A 17,742-nucleotide genomic window follows, 5' to 3' on the forward strand; every position below is an offset into this window, starting at 1 on the left:
AACTCCTCCTCTAGTACCGATGCATACCGCTCAGCTTCCTCTTTTGATACAAATGTGCCTGTTATGAGTCGGTAAGGTGGGTTAAAGTTTGAATGGTCCGCTCGTTCATACACCGTCCAGTTAAAGCGGCTTAATAAACGCTTTTTCCCTTTTGACAATTCTTCAGCTGTAGAGAATGTGCCTGTCATTATTCGGTATCTTTTGACGTCTGCTTCCACCTTCGCTTTATCCAACACAGCCCTAAAGTCAAAACTAGGACAAGCTTTCCATTCATAACCTGGAAATTCATTATGACCTAACGTACGCTCATAGCGAGGCATCTCTTCCTTCAATGCCTCATGAAGGAGTCTGAGTGCTTTCTTCTGATCCAGACTCGGCTCATAATACCTGAAGTCCCCTACTAAGCAAACTCCGATCGCTCTTTTATTCCCATTTCCTACGTGATAACTCATTCGATCCAAATCGTGGTTCCATTCAATCGTTCCATCTTTCAGAATGACAAAGTGATAGCCGATACCTGGCCATTGATTCGTATGGACATGATACCTGGCAAAGGCTTCTGAGTCCCCCTCATCCGTTAACGAATGGTGAATCGCAATATCTGTCTTGCTCTCTAAACCAAACCGTTTATAATCCCCATCCCGCGCTGTTTTCCCACGTAGATCTACTAGTTTAGGTAGACTTTTGATTTTCATCCTCTTCCTCCTTCTTCGTCTCTTCTTCTATAACTTCTCTATTTGCCTCCTGATCTAAAGGCTGTTGTTCTTCTTCCTTAGACTTGATTTCCTCTTCTAATACTTCCTTAATGACTTCCTTCTCAGGTGAATGGATGACGCCAAGGAAGATTAAGATGGAAAGAATCACGCTCACGTACATTTCATATCGATCTACCATATCGATAAACCCGCAATCTTGCAAGAACATTCCCAATAGCGCAGCAATAGCTACCCATAGTCGATAACTCTTCCATTTGTTCCTCTTCATATACTCACCTCCTTTTCTCTTTCTATAAAGTATGAAAGGTGGTCCACTTTTGACTGTATAATCCAGGAAAAACAACCCCTTTCTCCTCTATAATCGCGTCCAAATTAATATAAGGTGCCTATCTTCTACCAAAAATCAATTTGTGAATATTCATTTCGTTACGTGAATAGAGTGATAGTACTAGATATAGAGAAAGAGGTGGAACTGTGGACAAGCAGCAGGACATTTTACATGTACAAGGATTACGAACAAGTTTCTTTACTGATAATGGAATCGTACCAGCAGTCGATCATATCGATTTCACCATTCACAAAGGAGAAGTATTGGGGATTGTTGGAGAATCCGGTTGCGGAAAAAGCGTTACATCATTATCGATTATGGGCCTTCTCCCTCAAGCAGGGAGAATCGTGGATGGGGAGATTTTGTTTCAAGGGGAATCCCTTACGAAAGCTACTGAAAAACGAATGCGGTCTATAAGGGGAAATGAAATTGCCATGATTTTTCAAGAGCCCATGACCTCACTCAATCCCCTATTTAAGATAGGGAACCAGCTCACAGAAGCCATTCATACCCACCAATCATGCTCCAAAGAAAAGGCGAGAAAGCGATCAGTTGAGATGCTTGAGCTTGTTGGGCTACCGAGAGCTGAGCAACTACTTAACGATTACCCACATCAGTTATCAGGGGGTATGAGACAAAGGGTTATGATTGCGATGAGCATGATTTGTGAACCCCAACTTTTAATTGCGGATGAGCCTACCACAGCTTTAGATGTCACGATCCAAAAACAAATACTTCAGTTGATGAAAGAATTAAATAAAAAGCTTCATACATCCATCATGATGATTACTCATGACCTCGGTGTTGTAGCTGAAGTCTGTGACAGAGTGGTGGTCATGTATGCCGGAAAAATTGTTGAGGAAGCGCCTGTTAGGACGATCTTTAAACACGCTTTACATCCATATACAAAAGGACTCCTCGCATCTGTTCCAGATATTCGTTCTAAGAAAGATCGCCTTCAATCTATACCTGGCAATGTGCCAAAGCCTGGATCCATTGATAAGGGCTGTCGATTTGCGGAGCGTTGTGAACATGCAATGGAGCGATGTTTCACAGAAGACCCTCCTCTATACAAGGCAGAGGAAAATCAACAAGTAAGATGCTTTCTATATGACACAGAGGCAAAGGAGGAAAGCCATGAAACTACCACTCCTTGAAGTAAACCAGATTAAGAAATACTTCCCCATTACCGGTGGCATCCTCGGTAGAAAAGTTGGAGAGGTCAAAGCCGTAGATAGGGTTTCTTTTGCCGTGTACAAAGGAGAAACGTTAGGTCTTGTAGGGGAAAGTGGGTGTGGAAAGTCGACAATTGGACGTCTCTTACTCCGCCTCCAGGAAGCTACAGATGGTGAAATACGATTCGAGGACAAAGATATCCAAGCACTTTCACCTAAACTATTGAAAAAGATCCGAAAAGAAATGCAGCTCGTCTTCCAAGATCCCTATGCCTCCCTTAATCCAAGGCACAAAGTTGAGAAGATCCTAGAAGAGCCGCTCATTGTTCATGGCATTAAGGATAAAAAAGAGCGGAGAGAACGAATCATGAACATGCTCGAAACCGTCGGATTAGACCGATACCACGCCGAGCGTTATCCCCACCAATTCAGCGGCGGACAGCGCCAGCGAATCGGCATTGCTCGTGCATTAATGACAAATCCAAAGCTCATCATTGCAGATGAACCTGTATCAGCTCTAGACGTTTCCATACAGTCTCAAGTTTTGAACTTATTAAAGGATTTACAAGCTGAATTTGACCTCACATATATTTTTATTGCACACGATTTAGGAGTTGTTCGTCATATCAGCGACCGTGTTGGCGTAATGTATTTAGGAAGAATGGTCGAGCTAACAGACAGTGAAAGACTTTACGAGGAACCGCTTCACCCTTACACCAAGTCTCTCCTCTCTTCTGTTCCTGTACCAGATCCAGACGATCAGTCAGATAGCGAAGTTTTAACAGGAGAGATCCCGAGTGCTTCTAACCCTCCTAAGGGCTGTGCCTTTCACACAAGGTGCAAGGAGTGTATGGATGTCTGCAAAACGAGCCGACCTACATTTCAAGAAATTAGTCCAGGGCATCACGTTGCGTGCCACCTTTATGGTGATGCGTAACATTTATATAAAGTTATCTAACATTTAAGGGGGAATTTCACGCATGACGAAACGTTTTTGGCTTTTATCATTACTACTTATGCTTGTCTTATCTGTGGCTTTAGTTGGTTGCAGTGACAAGGAGAAAGAAGACGAAACGAAGGAACCTGCTACAGAAGACCAAACCGATGACACAACAGAAGAAACGACAGACGAAGCATCAGAAGAGGGAACTGAGGAAGTAAAGGACACCTTAGTTTATGCTCGCGGTGGAGACTCAACAGCCCTTGATCCGATTACAACGACGGAAGGTGAAACATTCCGCGTAACAGAAAACCTTTTTGAAACCTTATTAAACTATGAAGATACAAATACAGAATTAGTTCCAGGTCTGGCTAAGGAGTGGGACGTTTCTGAGGATGGGTTAACTTATACCTTCTCACTTGAAGAAGGTGTGACATTCCATGACGGAACTCCTTTCAACGCAGAAGCAGTTGTATTTAACTTTGAGCGTTGGATGAACGGGGATGCAGATCAATTCCCTTACTACACCATGTTTGGCGGATTTAAAGGAGACGAGGGACACGTTATCGCAGGCGTCGAAGCCGTTGACGAGTTAACTGTTCAATTTACTTTAAATCGCCCTCAAGCTCCGTTCCTGAAAAACTTAGCTATGTCCCCATTCGGAATGGCAAGTCCAGCTGCCCTCGATGAATACGGTGATAAATTTACAGAGAACCCTATTGGAACAGGACCATTTAAGTTCTCTGAATGGAAACGTAACGAACGTATTGTATTAGAGAAGAACGAAGATTACTGGAAAGAAGGACTACCAAAGCTTAGTAAAGTGATTTACACGGTTATTCCTGAGAACTCTGCTCGATTGAATGCTCTTATGTCAGGAGAAGTTGACCTCATTGATGGCGTGAATCCTTCTGATGTAGAACGAATCAAAGCAGATGACACTCTTCAGCTATTAGAACGCCCGTCTATGAATATTGGATACATGGCTTTTACTATGAATCGCGAAACACCAATGGCTGATGTATTAGTGCGCCAGGCTCTCTCTCATGCCGTACCAAAGGATCAAATCATTGAAGCCTTCTACGGAGGGTTAGCAGAACCTGCAAAAACAGTTATGCCTCCAAGCATCGAAGGATACAACGATGCTATTGAGGATTATGAATACGATTTAGAGAAAGCTAAATCTCTCTTGGCTGAGGCCGGATATGCAGATGGCTTCGAGTTTGACTTATGGTATATGCCTGTTCCACGCCCTTACATTCCAGAAGGCCAAAAAATCGCAGAAGTCCTACAACAAAGCTTCGCGGAAATTGGGGTCACAGCGAACTTACAAACAGCTGACTGGGGTACGTATCTTGAGAAAGCCAGCAAAGGTGACTTTGATGCCTTCTTACTTGGCTGGACAGGTGACAATGGCGACCCTGACAACTTCATTTACACTTTACTTGATAAAGACAGCATCGGCAGTAACAACTATGCTTACTACTCAAACGATGAGCTTCACGACATCTTGATTGAAGCTCAAACGATAACCGATCAAGACAAACGTAACGAGCTATACAAAGAAGCACAAGTCATCGTACACAATGACGCGCCATGGATCCCACTTGTTCACTCAACTCCAGTCATCGCAGCTAAAAAGGAAATCAGCGGCTACATCCCGCACCCAACCGGATCTGAACCAGTCACAAACACAGAATTCACCAAATAAAAATTTCACGCATTAAAGCAAGAAACGGTGTCAGACACCATGCCATACTGTACAGCATTAAAGAACTGAAGGGTGTCTGACACCCTAAGTTGTTGTACAGCGTTAAAGTGGTGCAGGGTGTCTGGCACCCTTCTTTATGATAAAGCAGTAAAGTTTGTTATTACGGGAGGTGTCGTATGGGGGCTTATGCCGTTCGTAGGATTTTTATGCTTTTACCTGTTTTGTTTGGTATGAGTTTACTTGTTTTTTCAATCATTTACTTAATTCCTGGTAATCCAGCGCAGATTATATTGGGGCAAAGAGCAACCGCTGAAGCCATTGCTGAAGTAGAGAAGCAGCTCGGACTTGATCAACCATGGCATATCCAATATGTAGATTATATCGGCAGTCTTCTTCAAGGGGACCTTGGGACCTCTATTAAAACGGACGTTCCAATCAGCCAGGAGATCTTCCCCTATCTCGCTGCTACAGTAGAATTAACGATGATCGCTATGATCATTGCGATCTTTATCGGAGTCAACGCAGGAATCATTAGCGCCTGGTTTCATAATTCCTGGTTCGACTATACCGCTATGATTTTTGCTCTTATTGGTGTTTCGATGCCAATCTTCTGGCTCGGTTTAATGGAGCAATATATCTTCTCTGTTCAATTAGACTGGCTCCCTTCTACTGGCCGTTATGAAGCTTCAAGCGTAATCGACCCTATCACGCATTTATATTTGGTGGACACACTTTTACAAGGAAATATGGAACAGTTTACAGACGTAGCGAAGCACCTAGTTTTACCCGGGATTGCTCTTGCCACTATCCCAATGGCCATTATCGCCCGGATGACTCGTTCATCAATGCTTGAGGTCATGCGTTCTGATTATATCCGCACGGCACGCGCAAAAGGGCTTACAAACTTCTGGGTGGTGTACAAGCACTCTCTAAAAAATGCCGTGATTCCCGTCCTTACCGTTATTGGGCTTCAAACCGGTCTTTTACTAGGTGGTGCGATCTTAACCGAAACCATCTTCGGTTGGCCTGGAATCGGTCGATATATTTACGATGCCATCCAGTACAGAGACTACCCTGTTATTCAGTCTGGGATTCTATTAATTGCAACGATTTTCGTTTTTATTAACGTTATTGTGGACTTGCTTTACGCCTTTATTGATCCACGAATCGATTATAAATAGAAAGGAGGAAACACATGCAGCATACCACACCCTCACTTCAACAACCTGCGAACACCTCTATCGAAAAACCATCATCTCCTTGGCGTGACGCATGGCGAAGCTTTGCCAAAAATAAAATAGCTATCGCAGGCTTGAGTATTGTTGTCTTTTTTATCTTAGTGGCGCTCTTTGCCCCACTTATTATGCCCTATGATCATACGAAACCAGATCTATTAAATCGATTAAAAGGTCCATCTGCTGAGCACTGGCTCGGGACAGATGACTTCGGACGAGATATTCTATCACGCATTATTTATGGTGCACGAATCTCGCTTTGGGTCGGTTTCTCTTGTGTTGCAGGATCCATTCTAGTCGGCTGTACACTTGGGATATTAGCCGGTTTTTACGGAAAATGGGTAGATACAGTCATCTCAAGAATATTCGATATCTTGCTAGCCTTCCCTAGCATCCTTCTCGCTATTGCAATCGTAGCTATACTAGGACCGGATTTACAAAATGCACTCATTGCCATCGCTGTTATTAACGTACCGAATTTCGGTAGACTCATTCGTTCAAAAGTGTTGAGTGTGAAAGAAGAAGAATACATCACAGCAGCCAGATCAATTGGCATGAATGATGCGCGGATCCTTTTCCATCACGTACTCCCTAACAGTATGACCCCGGTCATTGTACAAGGGACACTTGCTGTAGCTACAGCGATTATTGAAGTAGCTGCACTAAGTTTCCTTGGTCTAGGTGCACAGTCACCAGACGTCGATTGGGGAAAAATGCTTGCAGATTCAAAAAGTTACCTCGTACAAGCCCCGTGGACCATGATTTTCCCCGGACTTTCCATTATGTTGACGGTCCTTGGGTTCAATTTAATGGGGGATGGATTGCGGGATGCCCTGGACCCTAAGATGAAACAATAACACTTTTGTCCAAGAAAAATGCGCGAAGAGTCCATTTAACCCTTCGCGCATTTATACATCTTTATTCCGTAAACAAATCAAATACGATTTGTTCATTTCCTTCCTTATCCGCTTCCTTCTTTTTTAACCCGTCCCCACTACTTTCAACGTCTGCCATCCGTGCTCTCACATGTCGATTAGCCTTACCTACATCAACAATCGGTCCATAGTAATCCAAGTGAAAGAAGCCATCATATTTCCAAGGTTCATGAATGTAACTATCCGGGACATGCTTTAATTCCGGCACGTATTGACGCACGAATCTCCCTTCCGGATCATGCTTTTTCCCTTCTTTGATCGGATCATACAAACATACCCTTTTCATAGATTCAGGGGAAACCACTAAATGTACCTGCTTATAATGAATACCAGGCTCATAATCTACGAAAAGCCCTGCAAGGTAGTCAGCTGGTTCCTTCCAGTTCATTCTAAGTGTGTGACACGCAAAAGATAAAAGCATGGCCCGTGATCTAAAGTTAAGCCATCCTGTCTTTATTAGAGCTCGCATCGCCGCATCAATTATAGGGAAACCCGTCTCTCCTCTAGACCAACGTTCAAAGCCTTCTTGCCATACATCCCTACTTGGATCGAATGTAGGGTTACCAGAGTTGCAAGCAAATTGAGGGTGGTCCTCAATCCATTGAATCGAACGACAATGCTCTTCCAACTTAGAGTTAAACGCTTTTAATTGTTTCTTGTCATCACTCTTATCACATTGCTCAATCGCTTCCTTTGTTAGCTGCACGACCTGCCTCATAGATATATTCCCAAAAGCAAGGTAAGGAGAAAGCCGGCTACAAGTGTTCGTTGAAGCAAGAGGATTGGCAAGTTCTTCTTTGTATCTTGTAAATCGCCCGTCAAGAAAGCTCTCAAGCGTTTCATGCGCCAGCCCTTCTCCCCCTTGTTGCCCGTATTTGATACGATATCCTCCGATTTTAAACCTCAAAAGCGTATCCATATTAGTGGTAATCGTACTTGGGAGAATTTCCTGATCTAGAGTCAGAATCGAATCAGGAGCATTCATAACTGGCGTTTCGATAAACTCTTTCCAATCTTTCTTAAAAAGTTCCTCGCTCCTCTCTCCCCGCACAACCCCACAATGTTGATATTCATGAAAAAGAAGACCCCGATCCTTCATCCATTGACGCACACGTTTGTCTCGCTCGTATGTAACAGGAGTTCCATTCTCTTCATGCGCATGCAATGTAAAAGGGCCCACAGATTCGTAAATCGTACCTAGAACGCTCTCCATCTCTGCTATCGTCACGAACATTGATCCCCCTAATCTTTCAAAAGCTCCTTGTAAATCTTCCAAACTTTCTTTCACGAACTGTAAATGGCGAATGGATAATTCACTCTCTTGCCAAATAGACGGTTCCGCCACATAAAGAGGTAAAATAGGCTCCTTTTCTCTCCATGCTTCTTGAAGCGGACGATGATCACCAATACGTAAATCTCGTTTATACCAAACTACATGTAACACAAGAATCCCCCCTCTTGATGTACAATTATTGTAAATCAAATTGGAAACATTCGCACAGAAATAGAAGCGCTCTCCATAAAAAAGGAGTACTCGATTACCGAGTACTCCTTCTCTATCTAACATAAACTTTATAAATGATAGGCAATTCCCCTGCAAAATTCGTAAACAAAATCTGCATCAACCATCTTCGTTGATCCATTGGCAGAGCATAAGTAAAAGGTACCTTCTTGATTATGAATATAATCTCCACTTCCAACGTATTGACCGTTTCTTAATTCAATTAAGCAATTAGGCACGTGTACGATATTTTCATTTCTAAAAGTAATCAAATACTCTACAGTTTTCTCATCTTGTTCTTGTTTCGCCCGGGAAATGCTTTGCAATAAACTTAAGTCCGATTCAAGAAACTTTGCTGTCATTGTCATATGCATACCCTCCTAATTATATTTATATAATACCCGTTCCCAAGTATTATAAAACGTTTCTAGCGAAAAAACGCGCGAATTTTGTAGATTGTTCTAAATTTTCTAATAATATTATGTAAAATATTTATTACAGATAGATACTCCCTTCTTTACGTAAGACTTCCCACTTCCCCGCTATACAAAAAAGTAGTCCAGTTCAAGGGAATCACCCCCTTAAATACTGAACTACTTCTATACACCTATTGAACTGCTTCTTTTTTAGCGGTCCCAACCTTATAATAGTCTAAGAAATTACGAAGGAGTTTCTTACCATGTTCGGTTAAGATCGATTCAGGGTGAAACTGAACGCCTTCCACTGCAAAATCCATGTGACGAACTCCCATTAAGTCACCCTCTGGCGTACGCGCGGTAACTTCCAGACTCTGTGGCAACGTTACTTCACTTCCAATTAATGAATGGTAACGAGCCACGGTAAATGGAAGAGGAACTTGATTATAGATGCTACGTCCATCATGTAAAACGAGCGAAGTCTTGCCATGGAACAACTCTTTCGCTCGACCGATTTCCCCACCAAACGCTTGAATAATCGTTTGATGCCCCAGGCAAACGCCTAAGATCGGCGTGACACCAGCAAATTGTCGAACGACCTCCAGGCAAATCCCAGCCTCATTTGGACTACACGGACCAGGAGATAAGATAATGGCATCAGGCGCCATAGCTCTAATCTCCTCAATACTCACCTCGTCATTTCTCCTTACTGTGATATCTCCATAAATCTCACCTACATATTGAACTAAGTTATATGTGAAAGAGTCATAGTTATCAATCATTAAGATCATATTTACTCTCCTATTCTCGGCTATTCTCGGCTCCAAAGGAATATTATTCGTTGCCTTTAACTAACTGCTCCACTTCACTCTGTAACTCTTGCAACGCTCCTGCTCTAGTCCCTTCATTTGATAGAGCTTCACGATGAGCGTCGATTAATTTAATGATTTTACTTCCAATAATGACACCGTCGCTATGTCCTTGAACGAGCTTGACTTGTTCATAGCTCGAAATCCCAAACCCAACCGCTACAGGTACTTGGCTATATTGCTTCACCTTCTCTAAGAAAGAAGCGATATCAGGGTTCATATCCTTTCGTTCACCCGTTACACCAAGGGAGGAAACACAGTAAAGGAACCCTTTTGCTTGCTCTGCAATGCGCTTAATGCGTTCTTCAGAATTTGGAGCCACAAGGGATATGAGCTCTACCCCGTACTGTTCTGTAAATCCCCGAATATCTTCACTTTCTTCTAGCGGAATATCTGGAATGAGTAACCCATCAACATCATTTTCTTCCATCGCCTTCGCGAAAGCTTCAAGACCATATCGTAATACAGGATTGTAGTACGTAAATAGGACAACCGGAATAGTGACTCCGCGCTCCCTCATCTTTGGAACCAGCTTCATCGCTTCTGTCAGGTTCATTCCTTGCGCCAGAGCTCTACCTGCTGCTTCTTGTATCGTTGGTCCATCAGCTAAAGGGTCTGAATAAGGAACGCCTAGTTCTAATACATCAGCTCCACTTTGCTGCATGGTGTATGCAATCTCAACAGTGGCCTCAGGAGTCGGGTCTCCACCCATGATAAACGGTATAAATAAATCCTTCTCGCGCTTCAATCTCTTTTGAAAACGTGTTTGTTCGACCATTTGCGTCATCGTGTTACCCCTCCTGAAATTGTTCCATAATCGTATTCATATCTTTGTCTCCTCGACCAGATACGTTAATTACAATGGTTTCGCTAGGATCCATTTGTTTTGCTTCCTTAACGGCTTGAGCAATGGCGTGAGCACTCTCAATAGCTGGAATAATCCCCTCTGCCTGAGAAAGGGTCTTTACAGCTTCTAACGCTTCAGCATCTGTAATGGATTCGTAACGTACGCGCCCGGAACTGTGCAAGTAAGCATGCTCTGGCCCGATACCAGGATAGTCAAGTCCAGCTGAAATGGAATAAGGCTCTACGATTTGGCCGTGATCATCCTGAATTAAATACGTCATAGAACCATGAATAATTCCTTGTGTTCCATTAAGAAGCGTTGCTGCGTGATCAGGCGTATCGATTCCTTTACCAGCCGCTTCTACACCAACAAGCTCCACATCGTCCTCTAAAAATGGATAGAACATGCCAATGGCATTGCTTCCTCCACCTACGCATGCGTAAATTCGATCAGGAAGACCCCCTTCCTTTTCTTTGAACTGACGCTTCGTTTCATCGCCAATGACCCGCTGGAAATCGCGAACCATCTTCGGATATGGGTGTGGACCTACAACAGATCCGATTAGATAATAATGATCATCACAGTGAGCAACCCAGTAACGAATCGCTTCATTAGTGGCATCTTTCAACGTCTTGTCACCAGAAGAGACAGAGATGACTTCCGCTCCTAACAACTGCATACGAAATACATTTAGCTGCTGGCGTTCAATATCTTTCTCTCCCATGAAGACCTTACATTCTAACCCGAGCTTCGCAGCTACGGTAGCAGATGCGACACCATGTTGACCGGCACCTGTTTCAGCTATAATCTTTTTCTTGCCCATTCTTTTGGCAAGAAGGGCCTGACCAATCGCATTGTTAAGTTTATGAGCTCCTGTATGATTTAAATCTTCACGTTTCAGATAGATCTGCGCTCCACCTAATGTCTTCGTGAGCTGATCGGCATAAGTAAGAGCCGTTGGACGACCACTATAATGCTCTAATTCATTCCGGTATTCTTCCTGAAAGCTCTCATCTTTCATAGCTTCATCAAGCGCATCTTGAATCTCTTTTAACGGAGCCATTAACGTCTCAGGTACAAATTGACCTCCATAATCACCATAACGGCCTCTATTATCCGGATATACGACTGACATGATGTGTCCCCCTCACAAATTTACTCATCTTATCTAGATCTTTAGCTTCATCTGTCTCAATCCCTGAAGAAACATCAATACCTTCAGGCTTTAACTTTACTAATTCACGCACATTTTCATCTGTTACGCCCCCAGCTATAAAGCAAGGTACGCCTTGTCTTTTCCCCTCTTCTATATAGAAAGGAGCCTGCCCCCAGTCAAAGCGAACACCTGAACCGCCCCAGTGTCCTTTCACTTTAGAGTCGACCACGTATCCGTCAACTACACCTTGAAACAAGCCCATTCTTTCGAGCGCGTCTTCAGAGTGATGGATTGCCTTCCAAACCGGTTTCTTAAATCGTTCTTTAATAGCTAGGACTTCAGACAACGTCTCCGTTCCATGCAGTTGTATAATATCTAAATGAGTCAGGTGCAGGGCTTCTTCAATATCAGCGATGGACGGATTTACGAATACACCCACTATTTGCTGATCCTCACTTAAAGGCGACCGCTCTAACCAGTCTGCAACCTGCTCGGGAAGAACTTGGCGTTTACTTTCAGCAAAGATTACACCTACGTAAGGGACACCTGACTGAATAGAATTCTTTAGGTCCTCAAAGCTTCGGTTCCCACAAAATTTAAGAGCGGTTTTACTCATGATGTACACGTCCTAACATGTTGTGAATTTGTTTTGTAGCATTGTTCTCACGCATGAGAGCCTCTCCGACAAGAATTGCTTTGGCTCCTGCTTGTTTCACCCGCTTCACATCTTCATAAGAGAATAGACCACTTTCACTAACGACAAGGCTACCTTCAGGAATTAACTTGGCAATCTTTTCTGTTTGCTCTAGAGTCGTTTTAAAAGTTGTTAAATCTCGGTTATTCACGCCAATAATCTTCGGTTGAAAAACATCAAGAATGCGCTCGAGCGTTTCCGCTGCATGAACTTCCACCAAAGCATCGAGACCTAACTCTGCGGCTTTTTGATAAAGTTCGTAAAGCTTCTGAGGTTCTAACACTTCTCCTATAAGAAGAATCGCGTCTGCCCCTATCCGTGCACTCTCTTCCACTTGGAGCTCATCTATAATAAAGTCTTTACGTAAAACAGGGACTGTGACGTGTTGCTTAACTGCCGTTAGGTCTTCCCTCTTTCCTTGGAAGTAGGTCTGATCGGTAAGAACAGATATCGCACTAGCTCCTGCTTCATTATATATAGTAGCAATTTCGACAGGACGGAAGTCTTCACGAATTACACCCTTAGATGGAGATGCCTTTTTCACTTCAGCAATGAGCGAAACGGGATCTTCGCCCGTACTTAACGCTTCATAAAAGGAACGCTTTTCCACTTCTGCTTGTTCAGGTAATGAAAGAATACTCAATTCTTCTTTCTTCGTTTCAATGATTCGATTAAGCATAACGAGCTCCCTCCAGCGTGTGTCGCAATGATTGGTAATAATGATGAACCGTTTTATTCATTAATGCCTTCTGAACTTCTTGTACCCCTTCTTCTATAGAAGAAACTCTTCCTCCTACATAAAGACCAGCACCAGCGTTCAGGATAACAATATCTCTCGCACTCTCATTTGCGGTTCCTTCAAAGATTGCCTGTATGAGATTAGCACTCTCTAGTGAATTCTTGACTTGTACATCTTCTAAACGCCCACGCTTCAGACCAAATTGCTCGGGCTCAACAGTCGTTCTCGTCACAACACCTTCTTTTAATTCCACCACGTTCGTTTGTTCTGCAATCGAAAATTCATCTAAGCCATCTTTTCCAGTTACAAGCAGAACATGCTCAGATCCAAGTTCGTGCAAAGTATGAGCCAACTTCTCTCCAAGAGAGGTATCATAAATCCCGATCACTTGATGTCTAGCGTTAGCAGGATTTGATAAAGGACCTAGTACATTAAAGGCTGTTCGAAAGCCCAGTTCCCGTCTTGCTGTTACAGCATGCTTCATGGCTTGATGATAATTTGGAGCAAATAAAAACGTCATCCCTGTAGTCTCCAGCATTTCAGCCGCTTGTTCAGCTGTTGTATCAACCGGCACTCCGAGATACTCCAGGACGTCAGCACTTCCACTTGCAGATGATACTTTTCGGTTTCCGTGCTTTGCGACTTTCACATCCATTGAAGCTAGGACGATTGCAACGGCTGTTGAGATATTAAATGTAGACAAACCATCTCCGCCCGTTCCACAAGTATCTACAACTACCTCTTCTGAATGCTGAATCGTTCGCATGTGCTTACGCATTCCTTTAGTAAATCCTAGTAGTTCTTCGACCGTTTCTCCACGAAAACGCAAGATTGACAGAAAACTAGCCAGCTGCTCTGTACCGATTTCTCCTTGCATGATAAGATCCATAATCTGAAAGGCCTCTTGTTCTGTTAAAGTCTCTTCATTTAACAGTCGGTTTAGGGTTGCTTTAAGCATAGTTGGTCTCCTCCTCGTGAGATTTCGTTCCAAACAGTTCTTCTGCTTGATCAATGGTCTGTAATAGCGCGCTTGCTTTATTCACCGTTTCCTGCCATTCTTTCTCAGGATCGGAATCAGCTACAACACCTGCGCCAGCCTGCACGTGAGCCATTTGATCTTTAAGTAGAATTGTTCTAATCGCAATACACGAGTCGAGGTTTCCATCAAAGCCAAAGTAAACGACGCCCCCGCCATATACGTTACGGGCAGTCGGCTCAAGCTCTTGTAAGATTTCCATAGCTCTGATTTTAGGAGCTCCTGATAACGTTCCTGCCGGAAAAGCTGACTGAAATGCTTCAATCGGATGCGTCCCCGGGCTTAAGTGCCCCGTAACTTTACTAATCATATGCATAACCCTTGAGAACTTCATGATTTCAGAAAGCACCGGGGTTCTGACTGTTCCAAAAGAAGCTACTCGACCTACATCATTTCTCGCTAGGTCCACTAACATGTAGTGTTCTGATCTCTCTTTCTCATCTTGGAGAAGGTCTTCTGCCAAAGCATCATCTTCTTCTTCTGTTTCCCCACGCTTACGTGTGCCAGCTATGGGATGGATTTCGATTTCATCATCAGCTACCTGAATTAAACGTTCGGGGGAACTACCAATCAATTCATAATCCTGGTAGTTAATATAAAACATATAAGGTGATGGATTCACATGGCGTAATACACGATACAACTGAAGTCCATCAACACTCACTTTCTTTGAAAATCGTTGGGATAATACAGATTGAAATATGTCTCCTGCGCGAATGTATTCCTTAATTTTCTCTACATCTTCTTTATATTTGCTCTTCTCATAGTTCGTCTCAACACCCTCGAGACTGTTTGCTTTACTATGGTTATGAAAAGCTAAAAATGGCTGCGCCTCTTGTGTTGAGGAAAGCTTTGACAAAAGTTCATTGACCGTATTCACAGCCTCGTCGTACTTTTGACGAAGTGTATCTTCGTCATCACCCTCGTTTCGAACAAATCGAACAAGAGTTAGCTCATTCGACTTATGGTCGTAAGCCAATAAGGTTCGACAAAACAAAAAGTGATAATGAGGCATATTTAAGTCGTCATAAAGAGGAGCTGGTATCTTCTCCATATCAGAAATGGCGTCATAAGAAACAAATCCTACTCCCCCGCCGTGAAATGGCAATGGGACATCCGGGAGTTTCACCTGTAGTCGATCAAAAACTTGATCAAAACCATCTTGAAGGGAATCTGCTTCTGTTGTTTCTTGCCGATCTTCATCATAAAACGAAATTCGGCCATTCGTTTCTGTCATTGTAATAAATGGGTGTAATCCAATAAAGGAATATCGAGACCAAGAGGAGGTATGGTCTCCGCTTTCTAATAAATAAACCGCTTCTTCGCGCAAGCGTTCATACATTTGAATGGGGGTTACGGTATCACTATAACACTGATACGTAACGGGAACCGTCTTATGGGTAGACGACTCCTGTAAAAATTGAAGTATGTCTTTCATCGATCTCACCTCTCCATAAAAATTCATGGAGAATGAGAGGGCTTGAGGATAAATATATGGGGAACCATCCTTATTTGATGGACCTATTCTCAACTCAACTCAACTAAAAACTCCTCAACTCACCTATCTCATTCTCAACTCACCTAAACTAATCTCTTCTACTTAACATCATACTAATCTTCTCTACTCTACATACATCTCTTTGCCTAAATTTCTCTAATCTAATCTCTTCTAAAACTTGTAAACAAGTGTAATACATGCCTCACTCCATGTCAATCGGACAGCTGTCCAACATTTACGCGAATGCATTTATTGGAGATTGATTTCCCTTTTTAATATAATAAAGAAAAGAAATAATTGGGCAAGCTAGAAATAATATTGCCTGTTTATACATTTATAAGTGTCAGTTACAAAGGACGGGATTCAGAATCGAAGAGCTATTTCAATCTAATCAAACCATACTGCTTATATCAATTTTATTAATAACAAGTGTTTTAGTCACCAAGTTCTCAACAAGACTAGGTGTACCGTCTCTTGTCTTGTTCATTGGAGTTGGAATGCTTGTTGGAAGTGACGGTCTTGGCTTTATTTATTTCGATAATGCCGGACTTGCTCAAACGGTCGGGACGTTTGCACTCATTGTTATATTGTTTGAAGGTGGACTAGAAACAAAGTGGGGCACGATAAAAAAGGTCGCAACGCCTGCATTAATCCTTGCTACAGTCGGGGTATTGATTACTTCAGCCCTTGTCGGTGTAGCCTCTAAATTTATATTTGATATTTCTTGGCTTGAAGCCTTGCTATTTGGCTCAATCGTCGGATCTACGGATGCTGCGGCCGTCTTCGCCGTATTAAGAGGGAAAAATGTAAAAGGAAAAATTGAAGCAACTCTAGAAGCCGAGTCCGGGTCAAACGATCCCATGGCTGTTTTCTTAACCGTTTCATTTATTGAACTGATTAAACAACCAGAAGCCAATTACTTCATTATTGCAGGCTCTTTCTTTTGGCAAATGGGCATTGGTTTACTTGTTGGCTTAGGTATCGGGAAGCTCGGGAGCATGGCAATCAATCGAATAAATTTAGATTCTGGAGGACTCTATCCTTTATTTGCTCTTTCCTTTGCCTTACTTACATATAGCGTAAGTTCATTACTGCAAGCAAGTGGTTTACTCGCTGTGTACGCTGCAGCTCTTGTAATTGGTAATTCAGAATTAACCTATCGTCACTCTATTCTCCGTTTCAACGAAGGATTTACGTGGATGATGCAAATTACGATGTTTGTCATACTAGGGTTACTCGTTTTCCCTTCTGAATTATTCACAACAGATGTAATTGGAAAAGGATTACTGCTATCGGTTATCCTCATCTTCGTTGCTCGTCCAATTGCAGTCTTTATATCCCTTGGGACATTTTCTTTCTCTGTTAAAGAAAAATTCTTCTTGTCTTGGGCAGGACTGAGGGGAGCTGTACCGATCGTCTTAGCTACTTTTCCACTAATGGCAGACCTTGATGACAGCCAGTTGATCTTTAATGTTGTATTCTTTATCGTGCTTACTTCTACCCTTCTCCAAGGAGCTACTATTACACCGCTAGCTAAGAGATTAAAGCTTGCAGGTGAAGCACGAAACAACCCGGTTCATTCCCTTGAGCTCATCTCCATCGGTAAGGCTAACGTAGAACTTGTGGAATATGAGGTGACACCTACTACCTCCATTAATGGGCAGAACCTTGAGTCCATCGAATTCCCAGAAGGAACGCTCATTAATGCGATTATACGTGGTGGAGATATTGTGACACCTTATGGCCAAACCGTCATTCAAGAAGGTGATGTATTATACATCCTTGTTTCCAAGAAGAACAAATCAGAATTACAACAGCTGTTGCAAGCCGAAACGCTTCACGCCCAAATTGAATAACGTTTACCTAATGGCACTTCGATTGAACCAAATCGGAGTGCTTTTTTTGCGTTTACGAAAGTCCTATCAAAAAGCGTTGTTGATTTTTTA

The 17,742-nt window shown here is 42.7% G+C and carries 17 protein-coding genes; 6 read left to right on the forward strand and 11 right to left on the reverse strand.

From position 1 onward, the window contains the following. Both N780_RS19245 and N780_RS19250 read right to left on the reverse strand, forming a co-directional pair. On the reverse strand, window positions 1-695 hold a 695-nt coding region (locus N780_RS19245; RefSeq protein ID WP_198135855.1), incomplete at its 3' end, for an N-acetylmuramoyl-L-alanine amidase. Next, the gene (locus N780_RS19250; protein ID WP_052115024.1) at window positions 673-984 is read right to left on the reverse strand and encodes a hypothetical protein; all 312 of its coding nucleotides are present in this window, start codon (window positions 982-984) and stop codon (window positions 673-675) included. The genes N780_RS19245 and N780_RS19250, both read right to left, overlap by 23 nt. 206 nt (window positions 985-1,190) lie before the next feature. Here N780_RS19250 and N780_RS11145 point away from each other — a divergent pair, with 206 nt between their 5' ends. The 5 genes from N780_RS11145 to N780_RS11165 all read left to right on the forward strand — a co-directional run bounded on the left by N780_RS11145 (window position 1,191) and on the right by N780_RS11165 (window position 6,962). Next, window positions 1,191-2,201 carry an ABC transporter ATP-binding protein gene (locus N780_RS11145; RefSeq protein WP_036783893.1) on the forward strand — a complete coding sequence of 337 codons (1,011 nt, stop codon included), beginning with the start codon at window positions 1,191-1,193 and terminating at the stop codon, window positions 2,199-2,201. After that, complete coding sequence (locus N780_RS11150) at window positions 2,182-3,156, forward strand: ABC transporter ATP-binding protein (RefSeq protein WP_036783895.1); 975 nt, start codon at window positions 2,182-2,184, stop codon at window positions 3,154-3,156. The genes N780_RS11145 and N780_RS11150 overlap by 20 nt, the downstream gene beginning before the upstream one ends. Window positions 3,157-3,199: 43 nt before the next feature. Next, complete coding sequence (locus N780_RS11155; RefSeq protein WP_036783896.1) at window positions 3,200-4,870, forward strand: ABC transporter substrate-binding protein; 1,671 nt, start codon at window positions 3,200-3,202, stop codon at window positions 4,868-4,870. 176 nt (window positions 4,871-5,046) lie between these two features. Continuing rightward, window positions 5,047-6,051 carry an ABC transporter permease gene (locus N780_RS11160; protein WP_036783898.1) on the forward strand — a complete coding sequence of 335 codons (1,005 nt, stop codon included), beginning with the start codon at window positions 5,047-5,049 and terminating at the stop codon, window positions 6,049-6,051. A gap of 14 nt (window positions 6,052-6,065) precedes the next feature. Beyond that, complete coding sequence (locus N780_RS11165; protein WP_036783900.1) at window positions 6,066-6,962, forward strand: ABC transporter permease; 897 nt, start codon at window positions 6,066-6,068, stop codon at window positions 6,960-6,962. A 61-nt stretch (window positions 6,963-7,023) separates the two neighbouring features. On the opposite strand, the gene N780_RS11170 is transcribed toward N780_RS11165, so the two are convergent. The 9 genes from N780_RS11170 to trpE all read right to left on the reverse strand — a co-directional run bounded on the left by N780_RS11170 (window position 7,024) and on the right by trpE (window position 15,736). Next, window positions 7,024-8,484, reverse strand: coding sequence for an FAD-binding domain-containing protein (locus N780_RS11170; protein ID WP_052115025.1), 1,461 nt, complete (start codon window positions 8,482-8,484; stop codon window positions 7,024-7,026). A gap of 128 nt (window positions 8,485-8,612) precedes the next feature. Then, window positions 8,613-8,909, reverse strand: a complete 297-nt coding sequence (locus N780_RS11175; RefSeq protein ID WP_036783902.1) for a hypothetical protein — start codon at window positions 8,907-8,909, stop codon at window positions 8,613-8,615. A 239-nt stretch (window positions 8,910-9,148) separates the two neighbouring features. Beyond that, on the reverse strand, window positions 9,149-9,748 hold the full coding sequence (locus N780_RS11180; protein WP_036783904.1) for an anthranilate synthase component II: 600 nt from the start codon (window positions 9,746-9,748) through the stop codon (window positions 9,149-9,151). 43 nt (window positions 9,749-9,791) lie between these two features. Further along, window positions 9,792-10,604 carry a tryptophan synthase subunit alpha gene (gene trpA, locus N780_RS11185; protein WP_036784284.1) on the reverse strand — a complete coding sequence of 271 codons (813 nt, stop codon included), beginning with the start codon at window positions 10,602-10,604 and terminating at the stop codon, window positions 9,792-9,794. 13 nt (window positions 10,605-10,617) lie between these two features. Next, window positions 10,618-11,808 (reverse strand): tryptophan synthase subunit beta, encoded by a 1,191-nt coding sequence (trpB, locus tag N780_RS11190; protein ID WP_036783906.1) that lies wholly within the window; start codon window positions 11,806-11,808, stop codon window positions 10,618-10,620. Beyond that, window positions 11,786-12,445: a phosphoribosylanthranilate isomerase gene (locus tag N780_RS11195; RefSeq protein ID WP_036783908.1), complete on the reverse strand. Its 660-nt coding sequence runs from the start codon at window positions 12,443-12,445 to the stop codon at window positions 11,786-11,788. Before N780_RS11195 ends, trpB begins: the two co-directional genes overlap by 23 nt. After that, window positions 12,438-13,202, reverse strand: coding sequence for an indole-3-glycerol phosphate synthase TrpC (gene trpC / locus N780_RS11200; RefSeq protein ID WP_036783910.1), 765 nt, complete (start codon window positions 13,200-13,202; stop codon window positions 12,438-12,440). Before trpC ends, N780_RS11195 begins: the two co-directional genes overlap by 8 nt. Next, window positions 13,195-14,220, reverse strand: a complete 1,026-nt coding sequence (gene trpD, locus N780_RS11205; RefSeq protein ID WP_036783911.1) for an anthranilate phosphoribosyltransferase — start codon at window positions 14,218-14,220, stop codon at window positions 13,195-13,197. Before trpD ends, trpC begins: the two co-directional genes overlap by 8 nt. Further along, on the reverse strand, window positions 14,213-15,736 hold the full coding sequence (gene trpE, locus N780_RS11210) for an anthranilate synthase component I (protein WP_036783914.1): 1,524 nt from the start codon (window positions 15,734-15,736) through the stop codon (window positions 14,213-14,215). The genes trpD and trpE overlap by 8 nt, the downstream gene beginning before the upstream one ends. Window positions 15,737-16,164: 428 nt before the next feature. Between trpE and N780_RS11215 the strand changes: the two genes are divergently transcribed. Then, window positions 16,165-17,652 carry a potassium/proton antiporter gene (locus tag N780_RS11215; RefSeq protein ID WP_036783916.1) on the forward strand — a complete coding sequence of 496 codons (1,488 nt, stop codon included), beginning with the start codon at window positions 16,165-16,167 and terminating at the stop codon, window positions 17,650-17,652. Window positions 17,653-17,742 lie beyond the last annotated feature (90 nt).

The organism is Pontibacillus chungwhensis BH030062 (assembly GCF_000770675.1).
In the GTDB taxonomy this organism is placed as follows: domain Bacteria; phylum Bacillota; class Bacilli; order Bacillales; family BH030062; genus Pontibacillus; species Pontibacillus chungwhensis.

Excerpts from the sequence above, each read along its gene's own strand:
- N780_RS11160 (WP_036783898.1), top strand. The coding sequence starts at position 5,047 with ATGGGGGCTTATGCCGTTCGTAGGATTTTTATGCTTTTACCTGTTTTG.
- N780_RS11165 (WP_036783900.1), top strand. The coding sequence starts at position 6,066 with ATGCAGCATACCACACCCTCACTTCAACAACCTGCGAACACCTCTATC.
- trpA (WP_036784284.1), bottom strand. The coding sequence starts at position 10,604 with ATGGTCGAACAAACACGTTTTCAAAAGAGATTGAAGCGCGAGAAGGAT.
- trpC (WP_036783910.1), bottom strand. The coding sequence starts at position 13,202 with ATGCTTAATCGAATCATTGAAACGAAGAAAGAAGAATTGAGTATTCTT.
- trpB (WP_036783906.1), bottom strand. The coding sequence starts at position 11,808 with ATGTCAGTCGTATATCCGGATAATAGAGGCCGTTATGGTGATTATGGA.
- N780_RS11150 (WP_036783895.1), top strand. The coding sequence starts at position 2,182 with ATGAAACTACCACTCCTTGAAGTAAACCAGATTAAGAAATACTTCCCC.
- N780_RS11155 (WP_036783896.1), top strand. The coding sequence starts at position 3,200 with ATGACGAAACGTTTTTGGCTTTTATCATTACTACTTATGCTTGTCTTA.
- trpD (WP_036783911.1), bottom strand. The coding sequence starts at position 14,220 with ATGCTTAAAGCAACCCTAAACCGACTGTTAAATGAAGAGACTTTAACA.
- trpE (WP_036783914.1), bottom strand. The coding sequence starts at position 15,736 with ATGAAAGACATACTTCAATTTTTACAGGAGTCGTCTACCCATAAGACG.
- N780_RS11180 (WP_036783904.1), bottom strand. The coding sequence starts at position 9,748 with ATGATCTTAATGATTGATAACTATGACTCTTTCACATATAACTTAGTT.
- N780_RS11195 (WP_036783908.1), bottom strand. The coding sequence starts at position 12,445 with ATGAGTAAAACCGCTCTTAAATTTTGTGGGAACCGAAGCTTTGAGGAC.
- N780_RS19250 (WP_052115024.1), bottom strand. The coding sequence starts at position 984 with ATGAAGAGGAACAAATGGAAGAGTTATCGACTATGGGTAGCTATTGCT.
- N780_RS11175 (WP_036783902.1), bottom strand. The coding sequence starts at position 8,909 with ATGACAATGACAGCAAAGTTTCTTGAATCGGACTTAAGTTTATTGCAA.